General features: G+C 43.3%; 23 protein-coding genes and 1 riboswitch. Of the genes, 1 reads left to right on the top strand and 22 read right to left on the bottom strand.

Annotated features, from left to right (window positions below):
* The first annotated feature begins 121 nt into the window (after positions 1–121).
* Entirely contained in the window at positions 122–1,831 is a 1,710-nt protein-coding gene (locus NST73_RS07920; RefSeq protein WP_024720332.1) for an NFACT RNA binding domain-containing protein, read from the top strand.
* A gap of 31 nt (positions 1,832–1,862) precedes the next feature.
* On the opposite strand, the gene NST73_RS07915 is transcribed toward NST73_RS07920, so the two are convergent.
* The 22 genes from NST73_RS07915 to ileS form a co-directional block, all read right to left on the bottom strand.
* Complete coding sequence (locus tag NST73_RS07915; RefSeq protein ID WP_039166748.1) at positions 1,863–2,366, bottom strand: NAD(P)-dependent oxidoreductase; 504 nt, start codon at positions 2,364–2,366, stop codon at positions 1,863–1,865.
* On the bottom strand, positions 2,347–3,132 hold the full coding sequence (locus tag NST73_RS07910; RefSeq protein ID WP_146270213.1) for a sirohydrochlorin chelatase: 786 nt from the start codon (positions 3,130–3,132) through the stop codon (positions 2,347–2,349). Before NST73_RS07910 ends, NST73_RS07915 begins: the two co-directional genes overlap by 20 nt.
* A gap of 76 nt (positions 3,133–3,208) precedes the next feature.
* Positions 3,209–3,964 carry a uroporphyrinogen-III C-methyltransferase gene (gene cobA / locus NST73_RS07905; protein ID WP_144678834.1) on the bottom strand — a complete coding sequence of 252 codons (756 nt, stop codon included), beginning with the start codon at positions 3,962–3,964 and terminating at the stop codon, positions 3,209–3,211.
* A gap of 28 nt (positions 3,965–3,992) precedes the next feature.
* Positions 3,993–4,586 carry an adenylyl-sulfate kinase gene (cysC, locus tag NST73_RS07900; protein ID WP_008344911.1) on the bottom strand — a complete coding sequence of 198 codons (594 nt, stop codon included), beginning with the start codon at positions 4,584–4,586 and terminating at the stop codon, positions 3,993–3,995.
* Positions 4,587–4,599: 13 nt separating this feature from the next.
* Positions 4,600–5,736, bottom strand: a complete 1,137-nt coding sequence (sat, locus tag NST73_RS07895; protein WP_045034247.1) for a sulfate adenylyltransferase — start codon at positions 5,734–5,736, stop codon at positions 4,600–4,602.
* A 57-nt stretch (positions 5,737–5,793) separates the two neighbouring features.
* Entirely contained in the window at positions 5,794–6,858 is a 1,065-nt protein-coding gene (locus NST73_RS07890) for an inorganic phosphate transporter (RefSeq protein WP_008344915.1), read from the bottom strand.
* Positions 6,859–6,871: 13 nt separating this feature from the next.
* Positions 6,872–7,573, bottom strand: a complete 702-nt coding sequence (locus tag NST73_RS07885) for a phosphoadenylyl-sulfate reductase (protein WP_008344917.1) — start codon at positions 7,571–7,573, stop codon at positions 6,872–6,874.
* Between the two features lie 45 nt (positions 7,574–7,618).
* On the bottom strand, positions 7,619–7,765 hold the full coding sequence (locus tag NST73_RS07880; protein ID WP_008344920.1) for a YezD family protein: 147 nt from the start codon (positions 7,763–7,765) through the stop codon (positions 7,619–7,621).
* 74 nt (positions 7,766–7,839) lie between these two features.
* Positions 7,840–7,942: riboswitch (SAM riboswitch) on the bottom strand.
* 158 nt (positions 7,943–8,100) lie between these two features.
* On the bottom strand, positions 8,101–8,739 hold the full coding sequence (gene pyrE / locus NST73_RS07875; RefSeq protein WP_017359346.1) for an orotate phosphoribosyltransferase: 639 nt from the start codon (positions 8,737–8,739) through the stop codon (positions 8,101–8,103).
* Positions 8,740–8,746: 7 nt separating this feature from the next.
* Positions 8,747–9,451: an orotidine-5'-phosphate decarboxylase gene (pyrF, locus tag NST73_RS07870; RefSeq protein WP_039166754.1), complete on the bottom strand. Its 705-nt coding sequence runs from the start codon at positions 9,449–9,451 to the stop codon at positions 8,747–8,749.
* Positions 9,423–10,355 (bottom strand): dihydroorotate dehydrogenase, encoded by a 933-nt coding sequence (locus NST73_RS07865; protein ID WP_017359348.1) that lies wholly within the window; start codon positions 10,353–10,355, stop codon positions 9,423–9,425. Before NST73_RS07865 ends, pyrF begins: the two co-directional genes overlap by 29 nt.
* Entirely contained in the window at positions 10,349–11,125 is a 777-nt protein-coding gene (locus tag NST73_RS07860) for a dihydroorotate dehydrogenase electron transfer subunit (RefSeq protein WP_007499709.1), read from the bottom strand. The genes NST73_RS07865 and NST73_RS07860 overlap by 7 nt, the downstream gene beginning before the upstream one ends.
* Positions 11,122–14,337 carry a carbamoyl-phosphate synthase (glutamine-hydrolyzing) large subunit gene (gene carB / locus NST73_RS07855; RefSeq protein ID WP_039166760.1) on the bottom strand — a complete coding sequence of 1,072 codons (3,216 nt, stop codon included), beginning with the start codon at positions 14,335–14,337 and terminating at the stop codon, positions 11,122–11,124. The genes NST73_RS07860 and carB overlap by 4 nt, the downstream gene beginning before the upstream one ends.
* Positions 14,322–15,416 carry a carbamoyl phosphate synthase small subunit gene (locus NST73_RS07850; RefSeq protein WP_019743288.1) on the bottom strand — a complete coding sequence of 365 codons (1,095 nt, stop codon included), beginning with the start codon at positions 15,414–15,416 and terminating at the stop codon, positions 14,322–14,324. Before NST73_RS07850 ends, carB begins: the two co-directional genes overlap by 16 nt.
* Complete coding sequence (locus tag NST73_RS07845; RefSeq protein WP_008344934.1) at positions 15,413–16,699, bottom strand: dihydroorotase; 1,287 nt, start codon at positions 16,697–16,699, stop codon at positions 15,413–15,415. Before NST73_RS07845 ends, NST73_RS07850 begins: the two co-directional genes overlap by 4 nt.
* On the bottom strand, positions 16,683–17,606 hold the full coding sequence (locus NST73_RS07840) for an aspartate carbamoyltransferase catalytic subunit (RefSeq protein WP_017367206.1): 924 nt from the start codon (positions 17,604–17,606) through the stop codon (positions 16,683–16,685). Before NST73_RS07840 ends, NST73_RS07845 begins: the two co-directional genes overlap by 17 nt.
* Before the next feature lie 130 nt (positions 17,607–17,736).
* Complete coding sequence (locus NST73_RS07835; protein WP_024720322.1) at positions 17,737–19,065, bottom strand: solute carrier family 23 protein; 1,329 nt, start codon at positions 19,063–19,065, stop codon at positions 17,737–17,739.
* Between the two features lie 154 nt (positions 19,066–19,219).
* Positions 19,220–19,762, bottom strand: coding sequence for a bifunctional pyr operon transcriptional regulator/uracil phosphoribosyltransferase PyrR (pyrR, locus tag NST73_RS07830; RefSeq protein WP_007499718.1), 543 nt, complete (start codon positions 19,760–19,762; stop codon positions 19,220–19,222).
* A gap of 170 nt (positions 19,763–19,932) precedes the next feature.
* A complete protein-coding gene (locus NST73_RS07825; RefSeq protein ID WP_024720321.1) occupies positions 19,933–20,847 on the bottom strand; it encodes an RluA family pseudouridine synthase in 915 nt (304 codons plus the stop codon).
* Complete coding sequence (gene lspA, locus NST73_RS07820; RefSeq protein WP_008344942.1) at positions 20,844–21,311, bottom strand: signal peptidase II; 468 nt, start codon at positions 21,309–21,311, stop codon at positions 20,844–20,846. The genes NST73_RS07825 and lspA overlap by 4 nt, the downstream gene beginning before the upstream one ends.
* Before the next feature lie 94 nt (positions 21,312–21,405).
* Positions 21,406–21,780: a hypothetical protein gene (locus tag NST73_RS07815; RefSeq protein WP_008344944.1), complete on the bottom strand. Its 375-nt coding sequence runs from the start codon at positions 21,778–21,780 to the stop codon at positions 21,406–21,408.
* 160 nt (positions 21,781–21,940) lie between these two features.
* Entirely contained in the window at positions 21,941–24,706 is a 2,766-nt protein-coding gene (gene ileS / locus NST73_RS07810; protein WP_342499502.1) for an isoleucine--tRNA ligase, read from the bottom strand.
* Positions 24,707–24,849 lie beyond the last annotated feature (143 nt).

The raw sequence follows: 24,849 nt of genomic DNA, 5'->3' as shown, positions 1-24,849 counted from the left end.
TCTATAAGCCAGTTTATTCAGACTCGTCCTAAATCATGCTATAATAATAAGACTGCCTAAAGAACGAGAAAACGTAAGGTTCTTTCAGTAGATTTGTGTGAAAGAAGAGGGTGTATCCAACATGTCATTTGACGGCATTTTTACATATGGTATGACAAATGAATTGCAAGAAACATTAACTGGTGGAAGAATTTCAAAAATACATCAGCCCTACAAGCATGAGCTGATTTTTCATATCCGGTCAAAGGGGAAGAATCATAAGCTTCTTTTATCCGCTCACCCGAGCTATGCAAGGGTACAGCTCACTGAGCACCATGATGATAATCCGAGCGAACCGCCAATGTTTTGTATGCTTCTCAGAAAACATCTTGAGGGTGGGTTCATTGAACGTTTTGAACAAATTGGGTTAGATCGGGTGATCGTGCTGCACGTGCGAAGCCGAAATGAAATTGGCGATGAACAAACCCGTAAGCTGTATATTGAAATTATGGGCAGGCACAGCAACTTAATTCTCGTGGAGGACGAAACGGAGCAGATCATTGACGGACTGAAACATCTTTCTCCATCTGTGAACAGCTATCGAACGGTGCTGCCCGGACATCAATATCTTCTGCCGCCGGCACAGCAAAAGCTGAATCCTTTTGACGTGACGAAGGAAGATATTTTAAAGCATTTACGTTTTCAAGAAGGGAAAATCGCCAATCAAATTGTCGATACATTCTCTGGGGTTTCTCCGCTGTTTGCTAAGGAAGCTGTCCACAGGGCCGGTCTTGCCAATCAGGAAACGATTCCAAGTACATTGCTCGAGATGTTTCAGCTCATTCAGGCGCATTCTTTTACCCCTCAGCTCACGAGAAAAGATGGGAAAGAGTATTTTTATTTATTAGAACTTCAGCACGTCGATGGTGACATGAAGACGTTTGATTCTCTTAGTGAGCTACTTGACCGCTTTTATTTCGGAAAAGCTGAAAGAGATAGAGTCAAACAGCAGGCGGCTGATCTTGAACGTTTTGTTGCGAATGAAAAAAAGAAAAATGAAAACAAGCTAAAAAAACTAACAAGAACGCTTGAAGAATCTCAAAATGCTCATAAGTATCAGCTTTATGGTGAATTGCTTACTGCCAATATATATGCGATTAAAAAAGGGGATAAAGAAGCGACTGTTATCAATTATTATGATGAAGAAGGCGGAGAGATCACGATCCCGCTCAAAACAAACAAAACCCCTTCTGAAAATGCACAAGCGTATTTTACAAAATACCAAAAGGCAAAAAATGCAGTAGAGGCCGTAAATGAACAAATCAAGCGAACACATGAAGAAATTGTTTATTTTGACGAGCTGATCCAGCAGCTGTCCTCTGCCTCACCAAAAGATTTAGAGGAAATAAGAGAAGAACTGGTGGAAGGAAAATATTTGCGTCCCAAACAAAAACGCAACGCCAAAAAGAAAAAACCATCGGCCATTCAGCTTGAAGCATATGAATCTTCTCAAGGTGTTCCGATTCTCGTTGGAAAAAACAACAAGCAAAACGAATATTTGACCACAAAGGCGGCAGCTCGTGATGACATTTGGCTGCACACAAAGGATATTCCTGGATCACATGTTGTCATTCGTCACAAAGCGCCTGATGAACAAACCTTGCTTGAAGCGGCACAAATTGCTGCCTACTTCTCGAAGGCAAAAGAATCAAGCTCCGTCCCTGTCGATTATACGAAAATCCGGCATGTGAAAAAACCAAACGGAGCAAAACCGGGCTTTGTCACATATGATCAGCAGCAAACATTATTTGTGACGCCTGATGAGGATGTTGTCCTAAAGCTGAGAAAATAAACAAGAGCCGATTAAATCTTTAGATGAGATTTTATCGGCTTTTTCTTTGTCTTTTTTTTCTTTCTATATAGAGCTCATCCAGTGCATCTACATCCTCTTGTTCAAGCAAGGTCTCAATGGCCGCAGCCAGCTGTTTAGTACGGGCTGGGCTTGCACCACTCGTAGATATGGAGATTGTCACTTTTCCTGCCCTTACAACCTTTGGCACAATCACATTGCCTAGCTCTGACTGACTCACACAGTTGACGAGCTGATGCGGAAGCGCTGATTGCGTCATCCACTCGTTTACTGAAGGATCATCTGTAGCAGCAACAATTAAAAATGCATCCTTTACATCTTCCGCATCAACTTTCTTTTTCTTCCAAGTCAGCTGATATGTCTCAATGAGATTCGCCATTTCATCACAAATGTCAGGGCTCACAATGGTTATGCTGCATGGCTCCATGCATAGCGCACTCGTCCTTCTAGCCGCAATCCTTCCACCGCCGGCAATTAGCACATGTTTATTGGTTAGATCAAGATGAACTGGAAGCATGGCTTTCTCCTTGAAAACGAAACGCATCCTCTTTGTTTAAGATGGTTTCCTGCACACGTTCAATATAAGCTGCTTTTACATGGGGATGAAACCCAATATATCGGCAGACACGGACATCTCGCAGCCGCTCTCTCGCCTGATTCGCTTCACTCTCAATCTCTTTCATTAAAATGCCGGTAAATAAAAGATAAGGCACGAGATAGACAGGCGTATCATTATCTACTGTTAACTGTGCTAAGACGTCACGATAATTCGGTTCACACGCTGTAATAAAACACGGAAAAACCTCTGCACAAGGCAACATGCTTCGGACATCATCTGCAATGCCAAACACATCCCGCTTTACATCTGGATCAGAGCTTCCGCGGCCAATTAAGAGAATTTTTGCACGCTCTCCCTTGTATCCTGCTTCTTCAATCCTTGCGATAACCGCTTTCGTGACTTCTTGGTTCACGCCTATAGGTCTTCCATATGTCACCTTCACTTGTGGGAAACGTTTTTGTACTTTCACAATCTCATCTGGAATATCTGATTTGGCGTGCATGGCAGTTAAAAGGAGGAGCGGGACGATCGCAATGTGGGTTGCTCCTTTTTGTACACAAGTCTCAAACCCTTCTTCGATTGAAGGGTCCGTCAACTCTAAAAAACAAATTTCTTGGATATCTGCTTCGACTAACGGCATACAGCTTTTCATAAAAGAAATGGCTTTATCCTGTGCTTCTTTTACCCTGCTTCCATGCCCAACATAAAGGACAGCTTGTTTCATTTGACTCCTCCTTGCAACCCTAGTTTTATTCAGACGAAAAGACACGATGTCCACACGTGTCTTTTCACCTTTGTTCTCATTTCTCAATCAGTGCTGGTTCAAACCAGTTCAACTTTTGATGAAAGTGAACGACATCTCCTACCACGATTAAACTTGGGTGCTCGATCCCTTCTTTTTCAACCGTTTCAGATAGTGTCGCCACCGTGCAGCAAGTCGTCTTTTGCCTTGTGGTCGTTCCCCAGTGAATAAACGCAGCTGGGGTTTCAGGATTCCGCCCATTTTTCAAAAGCAGCCGCTGAACTCTTTCCACGTTTTTGACGCCCATGTAAATGACAAGGGTATCAATCCCCGTCGCCAGCGCTTCCCACTTTTCTTCAAAATGTTCATCCTTTTGATAATGCCCTGTCACAAACGCAACATTTGAGCTGAATTCTCGGTGCGTGACTGGAATGCCTGCATAAGCAGCGGCTGCAATGCCAGAAGTAATCCCCGGGACAACTTCATACGGAATACCATGCTGAGCTAAGCATTCGATTTCTTCACCGCCACGGCCAAATACAAAGGGATCACCGCCTTTTAGACGAACGACTATGTTCCCTTCCTTCGCATGAGCAACAAGTGCTTCGTTAATCGCTTCCTGTCTCATCGTATGATGATTCGGCAGTTTGCCGCAATAGATCAACTCCGCCTCCGGTTTGGCATGGGCAAGAATCTCTTGATTGACAAGACGATCATATAAAATGACATCTGCCTGCTGTATTGCCTTATGGGCCTTTAGTGTAATTAAGTCTGGGTCACCCGGTCCGGCACCAACAATGTATACTTTCCCCATCTTGCTTTCTCCCCCTGCCATCAGGCGATTATTTCGTTTTATCCTTTACATAATCAACAAGGCGCTGTTTTGACTCCTCGCGTGATAATTCACCTGTATCTAGGACGAGCTCAGGCGCAGCTGGCTCTTCGTATGGTGAATCGATTCCCGTGAAAAATGGAATTTCGCCGTTTCTTGCTTTTTTATATAATCCCTTTGGATCACGCTCTTCACACACGTTTAGATCACATTTCACAAACACTTCGTGAAATTCTCCGTCTTCGACTAACTGTCTTACGATTTGGCGGTCTTCTTGAAATGGTGAAATAAAAGCAGTAATAACAATCGTTCCTTGCTCAACAAATAATTTCGCCACTTCACCGATGCGCCGAATGTTCTCTTTTCTGTCGTCATCTGAAAAGCCTAAGTCTTTATTGAGTCCATGGCGTACGTTATCGCCGTCAAGAACTGTCACTTGGTACCCCTGTTCAAACAGCTCTCGAGCCGCTGCGTTGGCGATCGTCGATTTACCTGAACCGCTTAGACCTGTCAGCCAAATGATCCCGCTTGTATGGTTGTTTTTCTGTTGATATTCTTTTTTAGTAATAGATGAATCATGCCACACGATATGTTCGTTGCTCATGTCATATCCTCCTTTAAGATACCGTCGTTTTTAATCCTTCGATTAATGTTTCAATGACTTCTTTTCGGCTGAACGTGCTCGGTGGTAATTCACCATTTCTCAGCATCGTTCTGACCTTTGTACCTGAGAGAATGACATGTTCGCTTTTATCATGTGGGCATGTTTTCGGTGTTGCCATGGCTTCACATGTATTGCAGTAAAAGCTGTGCTCAAATTTTAATGGTGTGATCCCAATTTCTTCGCTTGTAAATTGTTCAAATAGCTCCTGCGCTTCGTATGTGCCGTAATAATCACCAACACCTGCATGATCTCTGCCGACAATAAAATGTGTACAGCCATAATTTTTACGCACAAGCGCATGAAAAATGGCTTCTTTTGGTCCAGCATAACGCATGGCAGCAGGAAAAACACCTAAAAAGACGCGGTCTTTCGGGTAATAACCGTTCAGTAACACTTGATAGCTTTTCATTCTTACATCTGCTGGAATATCATCAGATTTTGTTTCACCAACAAGTGGATTTAGAAATAGACCATCCACTGTTTCCAGTGCTGTCTTTTGAATGTATTCATGCGCACGATGGACTGGGTTTCTCGTTTGGAAACCGACGATGGTTTTCCAGCCGTTTTCTTTAAACTGTTTTCTTGTTTCTTCTGGCTCATACGTAAATTGCGGGAAAGGTTTTTCGCTGCGTTTCGTCAGTGTAATTTTACCACCAATATACGTATCACCGCGTTCAAATAATTTTTTCACGCCTGGGTGATTGCGGTCATCTGTTTTATACACATTCACTGCTTCTTTTTCCTTATCAGGTGTGTATTGATCTTCCACCTCAATGACCCCGTATACTGTTCCATTATACGATAGACGAACAATGTCACCTTGATTGATCTCCGCTGCTTTTTCCTTTGTGACAGGCAAAGTAATCGGAAGAGACCAAACGACACCACTTGCTAGTCGCATACTGCTGACAACTGCTTCATAATCAGCTTTCGTTAAAAACCCTTCAATTGGACTATACCCGCCAATTGCGATGAGTTCAAGGTCTGCAAAAGAGATGGCATCCAGCTCAATTTCTTTCGCAGCTGTGCTTAGATCAAATTCTTCATTTACTCGATTAATTAATACGCCACCATGTGGTGTTAAACTCATTTGTTCATCTTCCTCTCAATGTTCATATTTATTAGATGTTAATAGTCGGATTTATATTTAAATCCCGCCGCCCTGTTCATGAATCGAGCTGCTCTCATTTTTAACTGCCTTCATAAGACTCAGTGCACCTAGTGAAGCAAGCAGTACACTCATCATGATAAAGATAGAGTAATAGTCTCCTTTTAAGAAAAGGCTTACCAACAAATAAGATAGACTAAGTGATAAGAAAGGTGACACAACCCATACCTTCAGCATTTTTTTCACAACATGTTTATGAAAAATGTTCGGTCCACCCTTTGCCATACCAAGCCCAATAATGGACGAGGAGGTAATTTGAGTAAGGGGAACAGGGAGTCCGAATATAGAGCTGACGATGACAAGTCCTGCACCGGTGCTCGATAATAGAATGCCTTCACCCGTTTGATAGCGTGTAATTTTCTTTCCGTTTGTTTCTAGTACCCTTCTTCCTAGAAGCAGCGCCCCAATGGCCACAAAGATTCCGCCGTAAAGGGTTCCTTGCCCGACTGATAAAACACCTGACGCGACAAGCGGGCCGACCGCATTGGCGACATTGTTCATGCCGGCTGAAAACGCTTCTAAAAACCCACTGATAATCAAAACAACAGATAAGATCAATGTACCCTTTTTGGATAATGTCCGTTTAGGGAACAATCTGATGATTTTGACAACAGCAAAGGTAAAAACAAAGGCAACAATCGGAATAATCACCCAAAAAGAGACAATGACTAAGATCGATTTCACATACAGCACTTTATATGCGGCTGCCACACCGACCACAGCTCCTACTGTGACCTCACTTGTGGATAAAGGAATGGCCAAGAGATTCGCTATGAAAAGTGATAATGCGGCCGAGCCAATGATGATACACACAATTTCAAGTGTGATGACAGATTCAGGCATAATCCCGGAGCTGATCGTTTTGACGACCTCGCCGCCGCCAATCACTGAACCTGCTAATATTCCAACTGCACAAACGCTGAGCGCGTATATTGGCTTTTTGATCGCACCTGAACCATATGCGATGCCCATCGAAGCGGCTGCTCCGCTTGCGCCAATATTTAAAGCAAAGAATAAGCTAAATAAAATTGCGGCGATTTCCATACATTATGCTCCCTTACTCATGTAATCCGCACTCAGTCTTTGCTGTCCCTGACCATCTTCCAGAACGCAAATCATCAGCAGTAAATGCCGGCTGTGTACAAGGTGCACACCCGATGCTTGGATATCCTTGGTCATGTAGCGGATTATAAGTAAGATCCTCTCTAGACGCATATCTCCATATGTCCTTCCACGTCCAGTGGATGAGCGGACATACTTTGACTGATTGGAATTTTTCATCCTTATTTAAGAAGTTCGTACCTGCTCGTTTAGGCGACTGCTCTCTTCTTAAACCAGACAGCCATGCCGGATAGCCAGATAGTGCCTCTTGCAATGGAATGACCTTTCTCATATGACAGCAGCTTTGAGGGTTCGTTTCCCATAATTTATCACCATGCTGCTCATTCTGCTCTTCCACCGTCAGCTCAGGTGTTTTCAGCACGATGTCTAACCCGGGATATCTTTCCTTAACTGCATCAATGGTGTCGTATGTTTCCTTGAAATGCAGACCTGTATCTAAAAAGACAATTCTTGCATCTTTTTTTACTTTCGCAATAAGATCGATCAGGACAATGCCTTCAATGCCAAAACTGCATGCATAAACGAGCTGATCACCATAGTGGCCGTACGCCCATTTCAGCACAGATAGGGCCCCTTTATACAAATCGTCCTCTTGAAATGTAATGGACGGCTCTTGCCAATTTTCATAAGTTAACATTGTTTCTCCCCTTCCGGAGTACTGCTTCTATTGCTATTCTCCGCACTACTTTAATCTGATTTTTTCATTTTTTTCCACTTGAATCACTTGACCGTCCTGAACGATCAACGTAATTGAACCGAATTTCATATCCCCAATCAGCTCTTGCATATGCTTCACTAAGTCCTCATCCTGGTTTTGTTTCAGTTCCATCTCCTCTTCCTCCTCACCGTTAAAATAAAAAAACTTTCTTTCAGTCCGAAAGAAAGATGAGGAAGCTCACGATTTCCTTATCTTTCAAAATAGAATCATTTTGCAGGAAGTAGCACCTTGCAAATCGCAGGTTGCCGGGCTTCATCGGGCCAGTCCCTCCACCTCTCTGGATAAGAGTTTTAATTTGTATTAAATATTAACACAATTCAAACAAAAGTCAACCCGACTTTATTGATAGGATTAGTTTTTATTTAAATTTGAGTCTATTTTACTATTTTTAACCAAATAAAAAGCTGTGCAGTGCAGCACAGCTTTTTTAAAACAAGACAAGCTTTTTAGACCGTTTCTTCCATCCAAGATTCAGACGAAGGATCCTGTCTCCAGCGTTTTAGTTTATTCATAGCAGAAGGCTCAATTGCTTTTAGCTCAAGTGCCACTTCTGTCAGTGTGTCATAGTCTGTCAGCGTGACATAGGGAATGTTTTTCTCTTGAAAAGCCGCAGCTGCTTTTGGCAGTCCATAAGTGAAGATCGCAACAACTCCGAGTACGTCACAGCCTTCTTCTTCTAGAGCAGCCACAACTTCAAGAACGCTGCCTCCAGTTGAGATGAGGTCTTCTACGACAACCACCTTTTGTCCAGGTGATACGGCTCCTTCAATTTGATTTCCTTTTCCGTGTGCTTTTGGTTTACTTCTTACATAACACATCGGTACATTCAGACGATCAGCTGCTAATGCCGCATGAGGAATGCCAGCAGTAGCTGTACCTGCGACAACTTCCGCTCCTTCAAAATGAGTGAGAATCAAGTCTTTTAAACCTTCCGCAATGTCCCCTCTGACCTCAGGATAAGACAAGGTGAGGCGATTGTCACAGTAAATCGGTGATTTGATACCGCTCGCCCATGTAAATGGTTCGTCTGGTTTTAAAGAGACAGCTTTGATTTGTAATAAATGCTTCGCGATTTTCGTTTTCATCCGGCAGTCACTCCCACTCTTTCAAAATTTGTTGATAAGCTTCCACTGGGTTTGTGGCTTTTGTGATCGATCTTCCCACAACAATCTGTGAAACACCCTGTTCTTTGGCAAAGGCAGGTGTCGCCACACGCTTTTGGTCATCCGTTTGATCATTTGGTAAGCGAATTCCTGGCGTCACAGTGAGAAAGGAAGGAGAGATTTGTTCATGAAGCTGTTTTGATTCATGAACAGAGCACACCACACCATCAAGTCCACTTTCATATGCCAATTGTCCATAATGAAGCACAGCCTCTTGCAATGGGCAGTTAATTAGTAATTCTTTTTTCATCATATCTTCTGACGTGCTTGTCAGCTGGGTCACTGCAATAATGCCTGGGCGATTTTGCCCGGCAGGGGTTCCGCTTTCAAGCCCCTCTATGGCCGCCTGCATCATTCTTTTCCCGCCGGCTGCATGCACATTCACCAAATCAACACCAAGTGCAGCAAGCCTGTTCATCGCTTTTTGCACAGTTGTTGGAATGTCATGAAGCTTCAGATCAAGGAAAATACGGCAATTTTTTTCTTTCAGTGCATCAATAATGGCAGGACCTTCTTGGTAAAACAGCTCCATGCCGACCTTTACGAATAATGGAGTGCCTTCAAAACGATCTATAAAGGCGTGCGCCTCCTGTCCTGACGGAAAATCAAGCGCGATGATGGGCAAGTGCTTCATGTTTCCAGCTCCTTCCGATGCATTCCTCTACAGATGAATACCCATAAGCCGCTAACACATTCGGCAGTTCATCAATGATTTCCGGGCAAATAAATGGGTTCACAAAATTGGCTGTCCCAACAGCTACCGCACTTGCGCCAGCTAGTAAAAATTCAAGTACATCTTCAGCGCTTTGCACCCCGCCCATTCCAATAATCGGAATAGAAACGGCCTGACTGACCTCATGCACCATTCGGATGGCAACAGGTTTTACAGCAGGACCTGATAATCCGCCTGTTTTATTGGCAAGAATGGGTTTGCCTGTTTTTAAATCTAAACGCATCCCAATCAAGGTATTGATCATGGTGAGTCCATCCGCTCCAGCCGATTCAATCGCTTTAGCAATCTCAACGATATTGGCTACATTAGGTGACAGTTTCACATAAACAGGAACGGAGGAAACTTCCTTAACAGCTTTTGTCAATGTAGCCGCCATTTCTGGATCGGTCCCAAAGGCAATTCCGCCTGTTTTCACATTCGGACACGAGATATTCAGTTCAAGGGCGTGAACATTGCTTGCTTGACTAATTTGCTTTGCTACTTCAACATAATCATCAACTTGTGATCCAGCAACATTGGCAATAATAGGGGTATCGAACTGCTCAAGCCAAGGTAATTCATGTTCAAGCACGCCTTTTAGACCTGGATTTTGGAGACCAATCGCATTCAGCATACCGGCTCCTGTCTCAGCTACCCTCGGTGTCGGGTTGCCAAATCTCGGTTCAAGGGTCGTGGCTTTAATCATGATGCCACCCAGCAAGGAAAGGTCATATAATGATGCGAATTCTTTTCCAAATCCAAAACAGCCTGATGCAGGAATGATTGGATTTTTTAAAGATAAGCCGGGTAATTCGATGTTTAGCATGATAGCGCCACCTCCTCCGCTTTAAAAACAGGTCCATCCAGACAAACTTTAACGTACGGTTTCTCGTGCTGATCGGTATGACAGACACAAGCAAAGCATGCACCGATTCCGCAGCCCATTCGTTCTTCCATTGAAATATAGACAGGCTTATCGGGATAAGAGTCTTTTAGTGCTTTTAACATAGGTGTCGGTCCACAGGAAAGCAAGACATCAAAGTCCAGCTCATTCTCTTCAATGACATTTGTCACGAAACCTTTCGAACCATATGTCCCATCTACAGTTGCGATAAACGTATCTCCGAGTGCTTGAAACTTCTCCTCATAAAATACATCCTTTTTCGATTGAAAACCGAGAACATGTTTTACGATGACGCCTTTTTTCGTTAACCGCTTAGACAGTTCATATAGCGGAGGCACACCGATTCCTCCACCGACTAATAATGCGGTCTGTCCAGCCTGAACGACTGAAGGGTCATAGCCGTTTCCAAGCGGTCCTAACACATCGACTGACTCTCCCGCCCGCTTTTGGGAAAGGAGCTTTGTGCCCTCTCCCTCTGCGCGGTAAATGATGGTTGCTTCTTGCTTTTCGGCATGAATGTTGGCAATACTGATCGGTCTTCTCAGCAGCGGTGTCATGGATTCACTGACCTTTATATGAAGAAACTGTCCAGCTGTTTGAAAGGATTCAACAAGATCACCCTTTAATGTCATTTCGTAAATATGATCAGCGATCTCTCGGTTTGAGACGACCGTCAAGTATGCTTTTTTCATATCGTTACTGTCACCTCAGCATTCGTTTTCACTTCTGGCATTTCATCTGCTCTAAATGTCATGCTCTCTAGCACTCTTAAAATCGCTTCCGCTGTATCTAGTGACGTTAAGCAAGCGACACCATTTTCAACAGATTCACGTCTAATTCTAAAGCCGTCTCTTGCCGGCTGTTTTCCTTTTGTTAAGGTGTTGATGACAAATTGGGCTTCACCATTTCGAATGACATCCAGCAGATTCTTTCCTTCTTCTCCTATTTTGCCAACAACACTTGATGGAATGGAGGCTTGTTTTAAGTAATTCGCTGTTCCTTCTGTTGCTAAAATATGATAGCCGATGGAATGGAATCTTCTTGCAATCTCAAGTCCTTCTTCTTTATCTTTATCAGCCACTGTCAGGAGAACCGTTCCGTCTTTTGGAATTTGAATGCCTGATGCAATCAATCCTTTGTAGAGGGCTTTTTCGATTGTGACATCTTTCCCCATGACTTCACCTGTTGATTTCATTTCAGGCCCTAGTGTAATATCTACTCTTCTTAGTTTTGCAAAAGAGAAGACTGGAACTTTAACATATACGCCTTCTTGCTCAACATGAAGCCCTTCTTGGTAGCCATAGTTTTTCAGTTTTTCTCCTAGAATAACCTTTGTAGCTAAGTTCGCCATTGGAATGCCTGTAATTTTACTTAAGAATGGGACAGTCCGGCTTGAACGCGGATTCACTTCAAGTACATACACTTCACCTTTTGATAGAACAAATTGAATGTTCAAAAGCCCAATGATGTTAAGGCCTTTTGCGAGTTTAATCGTGTATTCTGCGATTTTCGCTTTGATGTCCTCAGACAAAGTTTGCGGCGGGTAGACCGCAATGGAGTCTCCAGAGTGAACGCCGGCTCTTTCAATGTGTTCCATAATGCCTGGTATGACAACCGTTTCTCCGTCAGACACAGCATCTACTTCAATTTCTTTTCCTGTCAAATACTTGTCAATGAGTACTGGGTGCTGCGGATTGACTTTCACCGCATTCTCCATGTAGTGAAGGAGCTCAGCTTCTTGATACACAATTTCCATTGCACGGCCGCCTAATACATAGGAAGGACGGACAAGCACGGGGTAACCGATTTGATTCGCAATCGCTACTGCCTCTGGTACAGACGTCGCTGTCTTACCATTTGGCTGCGGTACGCCGAGTGTTTCTAATGTTTGTTCAAACTTGTCACGGTTTTCCGCACGGTCAAGGTCTTCAAGCGAAGTTCCAAGAATCTTAACCCCTCTATTTGATAATTCATCTGCTAAGTTAATCGCTGTTTGTCCGCCAAACTGAACAACGACACCTTCTGGTTGTTCAAGGTCGATGATGTGCATCACATCTTCTACAGTGAGTGGTTCAAAGTAGAGCTTATCTGAAATACTAAAGTCTGTTGAGACGGTTTCAGGGTTGTTGTTAATAATAATGGCTTCATAGCCTGCTTGTTTGATTGCCCACACTGAATGAACGGTCGCATAATCGAATTCAACCCCTTGTCCGATTCTGATTGGACCTGAGCCTAGCACGATGACACTTTTCTTATCTGTTCGTTCGGATTCATTTTCATCTTCATATGTGCTGTAGAAATACGGTGTTTCTGATTCAAATTCTGCCGCACATGTGTCCACCATCTTATACACAGGAACGATGCCTGCTTCTGTTCTTAGGTTATAGACATCTGCCTCATTCATATTCCATTCGCGGCTAATATAAATATCTGAGAAACCTTTTTCTTTCGCTTCTTTTAAAACGTCTACATTGCCTTTGTTTTCTTTTAGTGTCTTTTCAAATGCGATGATGCCTTCCAGTTTATGAAGGAAGAAATAATCAATTTTCGAGAATTCATGAATCTGTTCGACAGTATAGCCTCTTCTTAGCGCCTCAGCGATATAAAACAGACGCTCATCTCCTGCTTTGATAATCCGCTTTTCAAGCACTTCGTTTGTAATGTCCGCTTCGTCTTTTAATTCAATGTGATGCACATCCGCTTCAAGTGAACGAACAGCCTTTAAAAGAGACTCTTCTAATGTGCGGCCAATCGCCATGACTTCACCCGTTGCTTTCATTTGTGTTCCAAGTCGTCTGTTGGCAGATTCAAATTTATCGAAAGGCCAGCGCGGGATTTTTGAAACAATATAGTCAAGTGCTGGCTCGAACGCTGCATATGTTTTGCCTGTGACTGGGTTCATCATTTCATCAAGTGTTAGGCCGACTGCGATTTTCGCTGCAAGTTTTGCAATTGGATATCCAGTTGCTTTAGACGCAAGAGCAGAAGAACGGCTCACGCGCGGGTTTACTTCGATGATATAGTATTGGAAGCTGTCTGGGTCAATCGCCAGCTGTACGTTACATCCGCCTTCAATGCCAAGTGCACGAATCAACTTGAGTGACACATTACGAAGCAGCTGATATTCACGATCACTTAGCGTTTGACTTGGAGCCACAACGATACTGTCACCTGTGTGGATGCCGACAGGATCAAAGTTTTCCATGTTACAAACCACAATGGCATGATCTCCGCTGTCACGCATGACCTCATATTCAATTTCTTTAAAGCCTGCGATACTTTTTTCAAGCAAACATTGTGTCACCGGACTTAACTTCAGTCCATTCTCGACGATTTCTTTTAATTCTTGCTCATTTGTACAAATTCCGCCGCCTGTTCCGCCTAGTGTATAGGCTGGTCTCACAATGACCGGGAAACCGATTTGATCTGTGAATGCCATCGCTTCTTCAAGGTTATGGATGATTTCACTTTCTGGTACAGGTTCATTTAATTCATTCATTAGATTACGGAATAAATCTCTGTCCTCTGCTTTTTGAATAGCTGACAGCTTGGTGCCTAGTACTTCAACACCGCATTCAGCGAGTACACCAAGATCTGATAATTCAACAGCAAGGTTCAATCCAGTTTGTCCGCCAAGTGTCGGCAAAATCGCATCAGGACGTTCTTTTCGAATGATTCGTGTTAAAAATTCTGGTGTCAGTGGTTCGATGTATACCTTATCGGCCATTTCTGTATCCGTCATGATCGTCGCAGGGTTAGAGTTCACAAGAACGACTTCATAGCCCTCTTCTTTTAGCGCTAAACAAGCCTGTGTGCCTGCATAGTCAAACTCCGCTGCCTGACCGATGATGATTGGACCTGAACCGATCACTAAAATCTTTTTGATATCTACGCGTTTTGGCATACTTCTTCCCCTTCTTTCTCAGTTGTATGAATCATGTCCATGAACTCGTCAAATAAGTAGTTCGCATCTTCTGGACCCGGTGATGCTTCTGGGTGATACTGGACAGTGAATGCTGGTGCTTCTTTATGTTTTAATCCTTCAATGGTATTATCATTTAGCGCAATATGTGTGACTTCAAGCACGTCTTCATTAATGGCGCTAACCGTGTAGCCATGGTTTTGAGACGTCAAGGTTACCTTGCCAGTTGCTAGTTCTTTGACTGGATGATTGGATCCTCTATGACCAAATTTCATTTTTTCTGTACTTGCGCCGCACGCAAGCGCGAATAACTGGTGTCCTAGACAGATACCAAAGAGTGGTACCTTTCCAATCAGCTGCTGAATCATTTCAACCGCTTCTGGCACATCGACTGGATCCCCAGGTCCGTTTGAAAGCATGATGCCATCTGGTTTTAACTGTAATACTTCATCTGCCGTGATATTGTATGGCACCACAATGACATCACAATCTCGCTTATTGAGTTCGCGCAAAATGCCATGCTTCATGCCGAAATCGACAAGCACAATTCTTTTGCCTCTTCCTGGGCTTGGATACGCATTTTTCACAGATACTTGGCTTACTTGATCTGTTGGTAGCTGCATCGTTTGAAGGCGGCTCACAACGTCTTCTACTTGTTCATCCGGTCCTGCAAAAGCTCCTCTTAATGTACCTGCACTTCGAATCATGCGCGTGAGCTTGCGTGTATCAATGCCGCTAAGGCCCGGGATATTTTTCATTTTTAAATACTCATCAAGTGAGTATGAAGAGCGCCAGTTTGAAGGCTTTTCACAAAGCTCTTTCACGATCAGCCCTTTCACAAACGGTGTGATCGATTCAAAATCATCACGGTTAATGCCGTAGTTGCCGATCAGCGGGTAAGTGAGTGTGACAATTTGTCCGCAGTACGACGGGTCAGACAAAATCTCTTGATAGCCTGTCATCCCTGTGTTAAAGACGACTTCTCCGACTGACGGTTCTAAGCTGCCAAAGCCTGTTCCTTCGAATACTGTTCCGTTTTCTAGCACTAAGCGTCTCTTCATTTTACTAGTCTCCCCTCTTCATAAACGACTTTCCCAGATGCAAGTGTCATGACCGGCCATCCTGATACAGTCAATTTGTCAAACGGTGTATTTTGTCCTTTAGATAAGAAGCTTTTTTTGTCAATTGCCATTTCTTTGTTTAAATCAATCAGTGTGATATCAGCGATTTGACCTTCTTCCAGCTTTCCGTATGGAAGAGCAAAGGCTTCTGCTGGTTTGATGGTCATATAATCAACAAGTTCTTTTAATGTCCATTCCCCTGTTTTCACAAAACGTGTGTACAGAAGCGGGAACGCTGTTTCAAGTCCGACAATCCCAAATGGTGCCCTCTGCATCGTTTCGTTCTTTTCTTCTTCTGTATGCGGTGCATGGTCTGTGGCAATAAAATCAATCGTGCCATCTAAAAGTCCCTCGATCAGTGCCTCGCGATCTTCTGCTCCTCTGAGCGGCGGATTCATTTTATAGTTTGTGTCAAGACCTGGAATGTCTGCATCACATAAGAGAAGGTGATGTGGAGAGACCTCAGCCGTCACACGAATGCCTGCTTTTTTTGCATCGCGTACCACTCGAACGGATTCCTTTGTACTGATATGACATACATGATAATGACAATTCGCTGCTTCTGCTAAGAGGACATCTCTTGCAATATGCACCGATTCACAAATGGACGGTATCCCGTTTAACCCATTTGCTTTTGAAAAGTCTCCTTCATGAACGCACCCTCCATAAATGAGTGAGTTATCTTCACAGTGCGCCACTATGGCTTGATCAAGGCTTGCTGCCTTTTTCATTGCTTCGTACATCATGCCTGCGGTTTGAATACCAACACCGTCATCCGTAAAGGCAAATGCGCCCGCTTCTTTTAACGCTGCAAAGTCTGTCATCTCTTCGCCAATTTGTCTCGTCGTGATGGAAGCGTATGGCAGTACTCTTACAGAGGAGGTCTCTTTGATTCGATTCATCAGCCATTCCATTTGTTCTTTTGTATCTGGAACTGGTCGTGTATTCGGCATTGCTGCAATGGTCGTATACCCGCCTCTTGCTGCTGCCTTAGAACCTGTTTCAATGGTTTCTTTTTTCTCGCCGCCTGGCTCTCTTAAATGCACATGCAGATCAATCAAACCTGGTGATACAAATAGCCCTGCTGCATCAATGACTTCTTCTCCGTCTTCTCTTTCTAAGTGACCCATTGCTTGAATCACTTTTCCTTCTACCCTAATATCCTGCTGCACTCTTTCCCCTGTGCTTGATAAGATAAAACCGTTTTTAATGAGATATGACATAGACAGAATCTCTCCCTTTTTGATGTAGTCTGCTATTTTGAAAAGCTCTTTTTAACACAGCCATTCGGATATACACACCATTTTCCATTTGTTTAAAAATTCTTGACTGTTTTGACTCTACTAATGAATCATCTATTTCAACACCTCTATTTACTGGTGCTGGATGCATAATAATCGCTCTTTCTTTCATTTTGCTTGCCCTGTCTACTGTTAATCCATAAGTAGATAAGTAACCCTCGTTGCCCATCTTTTCTGAGTGTCTTTCATGCTGAATTCTCAGCAGCATCACCACGTCAGACCGCTTCATGGCTTCGTCCACTTCGACATACGTTCCATGAGGATTTTGTTCATCTTGGAAGGAAGCTGGTCCTGAAAAGAGCACTGTCGCTCCTAGTCTTGCGAGGACTTCAGCATTGGACCTTGCCACCCTGCTATGTTTGATATCACCATGAATCGAGATCGTTAATCCTTCAAAGCCGCCAAACTCTTCGAAGATCGTCATCAAATCCAGCAATGATTGTGTAGGATGCTGTCCGCAGCCATCTCCAGCATTAATGATTGGAATCCCGACCTTCCCAATCAGCTCTTTGTAATATTCGTCGGTACTGTCTCTGATGACACATGCCTTGACTCCGATGGATTCAAGTGTTTTCACTGTATCGTAAAGGGTCTCTCCCTTTTGAACAGAGGTACTTGCTGCGTCTAGGTTCAGCACATTCATTCCAAGTTTCTTCTCTGCCACCTCAAAGCTAAAACGCGTTCTTGTACTTGGTTCAAAGAAGAGGTTCGCTACAAATTCACCTGCTAAACCATGTTCCTGTTTCCCTTTTTTCAATGCACATGCTTCTTCAATCAGCTGTAAAATTTCTTCCTTTGACAAGCTGCTCATTGTCGATAAATCATTCATTTTTTCTGCCCCCTCTAGTTTTTCATCACTTTCAGGTTCAAAAAAACCCTAAGCCTCGGCAGCTTAGGGTTCTCCAAAAGAAGCAGGGGTGCTTTCGCACGTTCTGCTCCGTTTAGAACCCTTGTCAGCCTCACTGGACTTCTTTTAAAAGGTTTTCGGTATTCGATTCATTTGACTCATCATCTTCTGCCTTCTGATGCGGCAGAATCATGTTTAACAGGACGCCAGTAATGGCAGCGAGTGCCATTCCTGACAGCGTCAGATTGATTTGTTTCACCTCAATGAATGCCCCGCCAATTCCAATGACTAAGATGACTGATGCGATAATGAGATTGCGCTTTTCTTCAAAATTCACTTTATGATCAATCAGGATTCGCAGTCCGCTTGAGGCTATGATTCCAAAGAGCAGGAACGAAACGCCCCCCATAACCGCGGATGGTACTGTACTGATTAATGCTGAAATTTTCCCAACAAAGCCGAAGCATATCGCAAACACCGCTGCTCCGCCGATAACGAAGATACTGAACACTCTTGTGATCGCAAGGACACCAATGTTCTCTCCATAAGTCGTTGTTGGAGGTCCGCCGATGAGTGAAGCGAAGATTGTCGCCGCACTGTCTCCTAAAATGGAGCGATGAAGACCTGGCTTTTTAATAAAATCTTGTCCAACAACTTTGCTTAACACGACTTGATGGCCGATGTGCTCAGACATGGTCACAAAGGCAACCGGCACCATCACTGTGAGAATGCTTAAGGTCACAGCAGGTGTATAGTCGACAAATGGCACAACAAAGTCTGGTACAGCAAACCATTTTGCGTCAATAACCGGCTGGAAGTTCACAATGCCTTGTGTTAAAGCAAAAAGGTAGCCGCTGATAATGCCGATTAAGACTGGAATCAAGCTAAGGAATCCTCTTAGGAAGATCATACTAATAATGGTGACAGCGAGCGTGAAGCCTGCAACCATTAAATGCTTAAGGCTGTAAACAAGCTCCTTTGCATTTGGATCCACGTACATCGCCATGTTAACAGCTGTTCCAGCGAGTCCGAGTCCGATGACCATAATGACGGGTCCTACAACAACAGGCGGCAGAAGCTTCATTAACCAGCCTGTGCCGAGCCATTTGATAAATAATGCGATGAGTGCATATGCCACACCCGCCATAAAGGCACCTACCATTGCGGCTCCTGGGCCGCCGGTGGCTTTTACATTCAAGATAGGGGCGATAAAGGCAAAGGACGATCCAAGATACGCCGGAATCTGTCCTCTTGTGATGATTAAGTACACAATGGTTCCAACCCCGCTTGAGATGAGCGCAACGGCTGGGCTCATATCAATGATCTTTGGTACAAGAATGGTTGCACCAAACATGGCAAACAAGTGCTGCAGGCTGAGTGACAGCCATGTGAACGGTTTTGGGATATCTCGAATGCCTAAATTGGCTTTTTGCTGACTCATGATTTTCCTCCTAGATGTGTCCTTTTCATTAAAAAAGCCTCTTTGCGAGTATGCGCAAAGAGGCCTAGAAAAACCGTACACGTCACTTTAGTCGTGTGCTCGGTGTCTCTGTTATTGCCCTCTTTGCAAACTCTCTGGAATGCATTTAAAAAGGTTATTTTTCATATATAGCGACAAGGTCGTTTTGATCTACTTCATTGAGCTGAACCATGACTGTCTCTGCTTTTGATGTCGGGATGTTTTTTCCGATATAATCTGCCCGAATCGGCAGCTCCCGGTGTCCCCGGTCGACTAGAACAGCCAGCTGAATGGAAGATGGTCTTCCTACATCCACAAGCGCATCCATAGCTGCTCTCACCGTTCTGCCTGTGAACAGCACATCATCCACGACAATGAGTGTTTTGTCATTAATGTCAGCTGGAATGTCTGCACCCTTGACAAGCGGGTCTTGATTCTCTGTCTTTTTTGTCAGGTCATCACGGTATAGCGTAATATCCAGTTCACCCACAGTCACGGGGTTTCCTTCTATTTGCTCGATGCGCTCTGCAAGGCGCTTTGCAAGATGAATACCTCTTGTCTTGATCCCGGCCAGGATGACATCCTTCATCCCTTTGTTGCGCTCAATCATTTCATGTGCAATACGGGTAAGCGCTCGTCTTATCGCTTGTTCATCAAGAATAACTGCTTTTTGTTCCATCTTTTACACCTCTTTTTGACAAATAAAAAGCCCCTTCTGCAAAGGGCAGAGAGGGGCGCTCATTTGTGCATACTCGTGCACAAATTGATCCGTTATCCTTCTCAGCCTCTCTGGACTGTTTTAAAGAATCTCAATTTCTTCGTTTATTATTTCAAAAAAAGAACGGCCTGTCAATCGTTATTTCTTAATGAATCGATAAAAGCTTGCATATCAGCTGGAATTGGAGCTGTAAACTCCATATATTCTCCTGTTCTAGGGTGATCAAATCCTAACACGCCTGCATGCAGCAGTTGTCCATTGAAATCAACGGTTTTTCTCGGGCCATATTTTGGATCTCCGGCAAGAGGATAACCAATGTATTTCATATGAACACGAATTTGATGGGTTCTTCCTGTTTCAAGGCGGCATTCTACAACGGTAAAGTCTTTAAAGCGCTCCATCACATCAAAATGAGTGACTGCCTGCTTTGCATTTTCTTTTGTGACCGTCATGCTTTGGCGATCTTTTTTGTCTCGACCAATTGGTGCATCAATCGTTCCAGTATCATGCTGAATGATGCCATGAACAACGGCTGTGTATTTTCTAGTGACCGTTTTCGCCACCAGCTGATTGACGAGTGATTCATGCGCCATATCATTTTTTGCGACCATTAAAAGCCCTGACGTATCTTTATCAATCCGGTGGACAATTCCTGGTCTCATCACACCATTAATGCCTGACAAATCATTGCAATGAGCCATGAGGCCATTAACAAGAGTACCTGTCACATGTCCTGGTGCTGGATGAACGACCATTCCTCTTGGTTTATTAACCACTAGTACATCTTCATCCTCATAATAAATATCAAGATCCATTGATTCCGCTTCTACATCTAGTGCTTCTGGATCTGGAATTTCTACTTTGATTTGATCTCCAGCTTGTACTTTATAATTGGCCTTCACTTGTTTTCCATTTACTTCGATGAGACCATCTTTCACCCACTGCTGGACTTGAGTTCTTGACCATTCTGGTTCAGTTGTGCTTAAAAATTTATCAAGCCGTTCACTCGTTTGTTCTTCTGAAACGGCAATGTTTACTTGATTCATGTAGTTGACTCCTTATTTTTCTTTCCATCTAACAGCATTTGAATAAAGAGCAGAATGACCCCCACACATAGAGAGGAATCTGCGATATTAAAGATTGGATAATGATAATCCCCAAATACGAAATGAGCAAAATCAACCACTTCTTGACGGAAAATACGGTCAATAAAGTTTCCAATCGCTCCGCCAAGCATTAAGGCAAGCGCTACGCCAAGTAGCTTGTCCTTTTGTCCATGTTTTTGCAAATAATAAACAATTCCTGCAATAACAACGAGTGTGATCACATAGAAAAACCACATTTGTCCTTGGAGAATCCCCCATGCGGCTCCTGAATTTCGGTGGGATGTGATGTAAAAGAAGCCATCAATCACAGGAATAGAATCACCGAGCATCATATGTTTGACAATGAGCCATTTTGTTAATTGATCTAAACAAATTATCACGAATGCGATTATGTAATAGAACACACACGTTCCTCCATCTTCATACTTTGGTCTTTATGCATTTTATCAAGAAAACAGGATGGAGTAAAGAAACTTTAGTTGACAGACAAAAACCTCCCTACATGTGGAAGGCTTCAAAATGAGAATCGTTTGATTCATAAGGATAAGGGGTGAATGCTTTTTTCTCGTATTGCTTATGATATAAAAAGTCGTCAGTCGTACGAGCAGTCGGAAGAATACTCATTTGTTCAATGGGCATTGTATGCCCTGTCGCCTCGCATATGCCATAAGTTCCTTGTTCAATTTTTGCAATCGCGAGCGAAACATCTTGCAGTTCTTCTTTGATGTGATAAAGAAGCGTGGTCGTTTTTGCTTGATCGAACGTGACATGTTCAGCGGGTGAACGCAATGATGCATATTCAAACAGTTTCGATTGCAGTTCTTCTCTCATTTGAAGGAGTTCCATGTAAATCGTCTCTAGATCGCCATTCATGTCGCTGTTTCAACTCCTGCCCTGTCGTGATAATCATATTGTTGCCCCGCCTGTTCACTTTAAAGCCATAAGATTTTTCCTTTCGTTCTAAACGCTGTCATTTTCTCTATATCAAAAACGCCCCGCTATATGCGGGGCGCTAGTTGGTGATATCACGCTGTTAATTCTGGTAATATTTCTCCACGATTTCAGCATTTTTGAGCGACAATGTTGGGTATTTTGGATTTGCGCCAACATCTTTTGAAATAATGCGGGAACGTTCGCACAGTTCGCCTTCTGCTTTTTGAACAACAATACGTCCTGATGTGTATTCAGGCGCTGATGCGTCTGCATGCTTCTCATCTTCTACTGTTAACTCAGAAATGATAAAGAGCTGCTTCACATCTTCTTTAATGGATGCAAGAAGGTTTTTCACTTCCTCTGTTGCATAAAGGGTCACACTCGCTTCAAGTGAACGTCCGATGACTTTCCCATTACGCGCAATTTCCAGCGCTTTTAGCACATCGTCACGTACTTCCATAAAGCGGTCAAACTTCACTTCTGTCGCTTCTGCTTGAGGAACAGCTACACCTTCTGGCATATCTGTTAACTGAACACTTGGCTCTTCAACAAAGCTTAAGTGGCTCCATAGTTCATCTGCTGTATGCGGAAGAATTGGTGCTGTTAGCTTCACTAACGCCATTAATGTTTCATAGAAAACCGTTTGCATGCTGCGGCGGTCTGGATGATCCGCATGCTCAATGTATACCACATCTTTTGCAAAATCGAGATAGAAAGAGCTAAGCTCAATCGTACAGAAGTTGTGGATGGCATGATAAACAACCGCAAATTCGTAATCATCATAAGCTTTTTTCACTTTATCAATCAATTTGTTTAATTTGATTAAGATATACTGATCCACTTCGCGAAGCTCTTCGACTGGTACTGCATTGACTGCTGGATCAAAGTCAAACAGGTTACCATGCAAGAAGCGGAACGTGTTACGGATTTTACGATAAACTTCTGCGACTTGTTTTAAAATGTCGTCAGACACTGGATGATCGGCTTGATAGTTGACAGAAGATACCCAAAGTCTAAGAATCTCCGCACCAAGCTGCTTCGCCACTTTCGTCGGATCAATCGTATTGCCTAATGATTTACTCATCTTGCGTCCTTCTTTATCAAGCGTAAAGCCATGGCTGAGAACACCTTTATATGGCGCTTTTCCAGTGACTGCAACTGCTGTAGATAAAGATGAGTTAAACCAGCCGCGATATTGATCAGAACCTTCAAGGTAAAGGTCTGCCGGACGAACCAGGTCATCTCGTTCTTCTAATACCGCTTGGTGAGAAGAACCAGAATCAAACCATACATCCATGATATCTTGCTCTTTCGTAAATTCACCATTCGGGCTGCCTGGATGTGTAAAGCCTTCAGGCAATAATTCTTTTGCTTCTTTTTCAAACCAAATATTCGAGCCATGTTCTCTAAATAATTGAGAGACGTGTTGAATCGTTTCATCTGTGATGATTGGCTCACCATTTTCAGCATAGAAGACTGGGATTGGAACGCCCCATACACGCTGTCTTGAAATGCACCAGTCACCTCTGTCACGCACCATATTGAACAGGCGCGTTTCGCCCCAAGCTGGAACCCATTTCGTTTCTTTAATATTATCTAATAGTGCTTCTCTGAAATCTTTAATGGAAGCAAACCACTGAGCAGTTGCACGATAAATTGTTGGTTTTTTCGTTCTCCAGTCATGCGGATAGGAGTGCGTGATAAAGTCGAGCTTTTTCAATGCGCCTTTTGCTTCAAGCTGTTCTGTGATGGCTTTATTGGCATCCTCATAGAATAGTCCTTCAAAACCAGGTGCTTCTTCTGTCATCACACCTTTTTCATCTACTGGACATAACACATCAAGACCGTACTTCATACTTACGATAAAGTCATCTTCCCCGTGACCTGGCGCTGTGTGAACACAGCCTGTTCCTGCATCTGTTGTGACGTGATCGCCAAGCATCACTAGAGAATCTCTATCGTAAATTGGATGTGCTGCAACGACCTTATCTAATTCTTTACCTTTTAAGGTTTTCACAACTTCGTACTCTTCAAAGCCAAGTGTTTTTGCCACTTGTTCAACTAGCTCAGATGCGATGACATATCGCTCAGCACCCACTTGAAGCACACTGTACTCTAGGTTTGGATGTACACAAATGCCAAGGTTTGCAGGAAGTGTCCAAGGTGTTGTTGTCCAGATGATGAACTGCTCGCCGTTTTCAAGTACGCCTTTGCCATCTTTCACTTTAAATGATACGTAAATCGATGGTGAACGTTTGTCCTTGTATTCAATTTCTGCTTCAGCAAGTGCTGATTCACTTGATGGAGACCAGTTAACAGGCTTAAGACCTTTGTAAATATAGCCTCTTTTCGCCATTTCACCAAAGACAAGAATTTGCTGCGCTTCGTATTCAGGCTTTAATGTCACATATGGATTATCCCAGTCTGCTCTTACGCCTAAACGTTTAAACTGATTGCGCTGACCTTCGATTTGTTTCCAAGCATATTCCTCACATAGTTTACGGAATTCTGCTGTCGACATTTCTTTGCGTTTGACTTTTTTATTTTTCGTAAGGGCTGTTTCAATCGGTAAGCCATGTGTATCCCAGCCCGGTACGTACGGTGCATGGAATCCATTCATTGATTTAAAACGGACAATAAAATCTTTGAGGATTTTATTGAGTGCGTGCCCCATATGAATGTCACCATTCGCATATGGAGGTCCATCATGCAAAATAAAGGTTGGGCGTCCTTTTGTCCGCTCTAAAACCATTTGATAGATGTCTTTTTCTGCCCACTCCTCTTGGATTTCAGGCTCTTTGTTCGGCAAGTTCCCTCTCATCGGGAATTCTGTTTTTGGCATTAATAAGGTGTCTTTGTAGTTCATACCTATTCCTCCACATGCAAATTCGTATTAAAAAACAATAAAAAAAGCCCTCTCATCCCATAAGGGACGAGAAGGCTTGTCTCGCGGTACCACCCTTTTAGACAAGCGCTTTGAAATTGCCGCTTATCCACTCTAAAATCGTA

The sequence above is a fragment of the Bacillus sp. FSL W7-1034 genome (genome assembly GCF_038593365.1).
Taxonomy (GTDB): Bacteria; Bacillota; Bacilli; order Bacillales; family Bacillaceae; genus Bacillus; species Bacillus altitudinis.
Note: the sequence above shows the minus strand (reverse complement) of the source record. Positions and strands in the feature narration are given on the sequence as shown.